The 2,983-nt window shown below is 69.5% G+C and carries 5 protein-coding genes; 3 read left to right on the top strand and 2 right to left on the bottom strand.

The genetic code is table 11. The features are described from left to right. Nucleotides 1-326 (top strand): response regulator transcription factor (locus G6021_RS00040; protein WP_182640426.1); only part of this gene is annotated, 326 nt, incomplete at its 5' end. 118 nt (nt 327-444) lie between these two features. After that, the gene (locus tag G6021_RS00035; RefSeq protein WP_182616169.1) at nt 445-1,062 is read left to right on the top strand and encodes a GDSL-type esterase/lipase family protein; all 618 of its coding nucleotides are present in this window, start codon (nt 445-447) and stop codon (nt 1,060-1,062) included. Here G6021_RS00035 and G6021_RS00030 read toward each other — a convergent pair. Next, nucleotides 1,059-1,460: a DUF6157 family protein gene (locus G6021_RS00030; protein ID WP_182640425.1), complete on the bottom strand. Its 402-nt coding sequence runs from the start codon at nt 1,458-1,460 to the stop codon at nt 1,059-1,061. The two genes, G6021_RS00035 and G6021_RS00030, sit on opposite strands and share 4 nt — an antisense overlap. Nucleotides 1,461-1,580: 120 nt before the next feature. Between G6021_RS00030 and G6021_RS00025 the strand changes: the two genes are divergently transcribed. Next, complete coding sequence (locus G6021_RS00025) at nt 1,581-1,724, top strand: hypothetical protein (protein WP_179524701.1); 144 nt, start codon at nt 1,581-1,583, stop codon at nt 1,722-1,724. A gap of 1 nt (nt 1,725) precedes the next feature. On the opposite strand, the gene G6021_RS00020 is transcribed toward G6021_RS00025, so the two are convergent. Next, a complete protein-coding gene (locus G6021_RS00020; RefSeq protein ID WP_182640424.1) occupies nt 1,726-2,679 on the bottom strand; it encodes an L-lactate dehydrogenase in 954 nt (317 codons plus the stop codon). Nucleotides 2,680-2,983 lie beyond the last annotated feature (304 nt).

Genomic DNA, 2,983 nt, shown 5'->3' with positions numbered 1-2,983 from the left:
CCGACGCCGTGCGCCGCGTGGCCGACGGGGACGCGGTGTTCTCCCCGCGCCTGGCCGGGTTCGTCCTGGACGCGTTCGCCCGCGCCGCGCCCGGGCCGGAGGAGCGGGGTGAGCCCGTCCACGACCCCGAGGTCGACTCCCTCACTCCGCGGGAGAAGGAGGTGCTGCGGTTGTTGGCACGCGGGTACACCTACAAGGAGATCGCGGAGAAGCTGTTCATCTCGGTCAAGACCGTGGAGACGCACGCCTCCAACGTGCTGCGCAAGACCCAGCAGTCCAACCGGCACGCGCTCACCCGCTGGGCGCAGTCCCGACACCTGGACTGACGGGCGACGCCCCCCACCCGGCGCGCCTGTTCGTCGGAAGAGCGTTCCACACACATCGCCCGGGAGTGGGGTGTGCGGAACACTCTTGGCGTTTTCGCCGGCCAGCTACCGTGGCGTAGTGAGCGAACCGCGCGACCTCCCCGTCTGCATCATCGGTGACTCCTTCGTGGCCGGGTACGGCGACGAGACCGGACGTGGATGGACCGCGCACCTGGTCGAGGAGGGCGCCGGGGTGGGCCTGAGCCTCCACACCACCGTCGCGGGGATCGGCGGGGACACCTCCGAGATGATCCTGGCCCGTTGGGACGAGGTCGACCGCCGACGGGCCGCGTTCCCGACCACGGCGGTGATCGCAGAGTTCGGCGTCAACGACGTGATGGAGCACGAGGGTGCCCTCCGTGTCGAGGAGGCGGGCACGGTCTCGGCGCTGCGGGGGATGATCGCCCGTGCTCCCGAGGGGCGGTTCCTGGTGGTGGGGCCGCCACCGGTCATGTGGGAGCAGGTCAACGAGCGGATCGCCGCCCGTGCCGCGGCCATGGCCGCGGTGTGCGCGGAGGCCGGGGTGCCGTTCGTTCCGACCTTCGATTCACTGCGGCCCGGCGGCGCGTGGATGCGCGAGGTCACCGCCGGCGACGGGGCGCACCCCGGTCCGGCGGGGTACGAGGAGTTCGCCCGGGTCATCTGCGACCCGGTGCTTGAGTGGCTGCGCTCCCTGCCGGACGTCGAGCCGGGCTAGCGGGAACTCTTCATGGCGGTTCTGATCGTCACGGACGGGTCGGTCTGCAGTTCGGCCAGACGGTCCGACCCCATGGGCAGCAGCGCGATCCTCCCGCCGGAGTCGAAGTGCATCGCCCAGCCGTACGTCTTGGTCAGCGGGGAGGTGCGCAGGCAGGGTTGGCCCTTGGAGAAGAACTGCTCGCGTTCGGCCGCGCGGTCGGCCTCCCCGATGCCCTTGCGAGCGCAGTGGACGTCGAAGAGCAGGTCGTCGCTCGTCCAGGTGTAGTCCGCACCCGAGAGCCTCTCGTACTGCAACTCGGCGATCGAGCGTCTCCCCGCGGGCGGCGCTGTGGCCGTCTCGGCCCTGGTGTCGGGTGCGGGCAGGATCAGTGTGTCGGTGTAGTCGGTGCTGTGCATGGCGCCCTCTCCTGTTCCCGGGGTGAGCGCGATGGTGTTCTCTCCGTCGCGGTCGGGGTCGGTGGTCTCCGGTAATCTGAGTATCGCCGCACGCCCCGTACGGCGGCAGGAGGATGAATCATGACGAGTCCGCAGAACCCTGACCGCATCGGCCAGCATTCCGAGGAGCCCGCGGACAAGGCCCGGTATGACCACGACGACGCGGTCGCCGACGAGTGGGGCGACGAGTCGTTCCCGGCCAGCGATCCCCCCGCGACCCCCTGACTCAGCGCAGTATCTCGAACTGCTCCGACACCGCCCGCAGCGCAGACGCGCTGCGGGCGAACTGTTCGGTCTCGGTGGCGTCGAGTTCCAGCTCCACCACGCGCTGTACGCCGGTCCGGCCGATCACCGCGGGCACACCGATGTAGATCCCGTCCTGGCCGTACTCGCCCCGCAGCAACGTGGAGACCGGGAGCGACACCTGCTCGTTGCGTAGGACGGCGCGCGTGATGCGGGCGAGCCCCATGCCGATGCCGTAACTGGTGGACCCCTTGGAGTCGATGATCCGGTAGGCGGCGTCCCTGGTCTCCGTGAAGATCTGGGCCAATCGTTCCCGCGTGGCCGGGTCCCCGTCGAGATCCCGGCGCAGAGGCACCCCGGAGACGTTGGCCGACGAGAAGACCGGTAGTTCGGTGTCGCCGTGTTCGCCGATGATCGAGGCGTGCACGCTCATCGGGGCGACGTCGTAGTACTCGCCCAGCATGAACCGGAAGCGCGCGGAGTCGAGGATCGTTCCGGAGCCGATGACCTGCGCGGAGGGCAGGCCGGAGTAGCGCCACGAGGCCTGGGCGAGGATGTCGACGGGGTTGGTGGCCACGAGCAGGATGCCGTCGAAGCCGGTTGCCATGATGTCGCCGACGATCCCCTCGAAGATCGCCATGTTCCTGCCGACCAGGTCGAGCCGCGTCTCGCCGGGGCGCTGGGCGGCGCCGGCGCAGATCACCACCATCGTGGCGTCCGCGCAGTCGTCGTAGGTGCCCTCCGTGACGAGGGTGGGGGAGGGGGCCCACACGACGCCGTGGTTGAGGTCCATGACCTCGCCGACCAGTTTGTCGTGGTCGATGTCGATGATGGACAGGTGGTCGGCCAGGCCCTGGTTGACGAGCGCGTAACCGTAGGCGATGCCCACGTCCCCGGCGCCGATGAGCACGATGCGGTTCCCGATGGAGGCCTTCATGGTCACCGAGGGTAGATGCTCCGGGTGAACGACGGGGGACGACGACGAGGAGAACCCCGTTCGAACAGGTGTTCTTGCACTGTGTCGGACTCGTGGTGTTCACTGTTCCCCGTGATCGAAAAATAGTTCGATCCGAGCGGTTGGCGGCGTGTCGTCCGGGGTGGGAGTTGGTGGTGATGGTAGTGGGCACCTCTGTCGTTGATCTGTCCGGCCTCGGCACGGCGGACCGCGTCGCTGAGCTGCGTCGCCGACTGGCCACGATGCCCGGTGGGGGTCCGCCCGCCGCCGCGCGCTCGGGGGCGCC

Origin of the sequence: Dietzia sp. CW19, assembly GCF_014145265.1 — a bacterium.
In the GTDB taxonomy this organism is placed as follows: Bacteria; Actinomycetota; Actinomycetes; order Mycobacteriales; family Mycobacteriaceae; genus Dietzia; species Dietzia natronolimnaea.
Note: the sequence above shows the minus strand (reverse complement) of the source record. Positions and strands in the feature narration are given on the sequence as shown.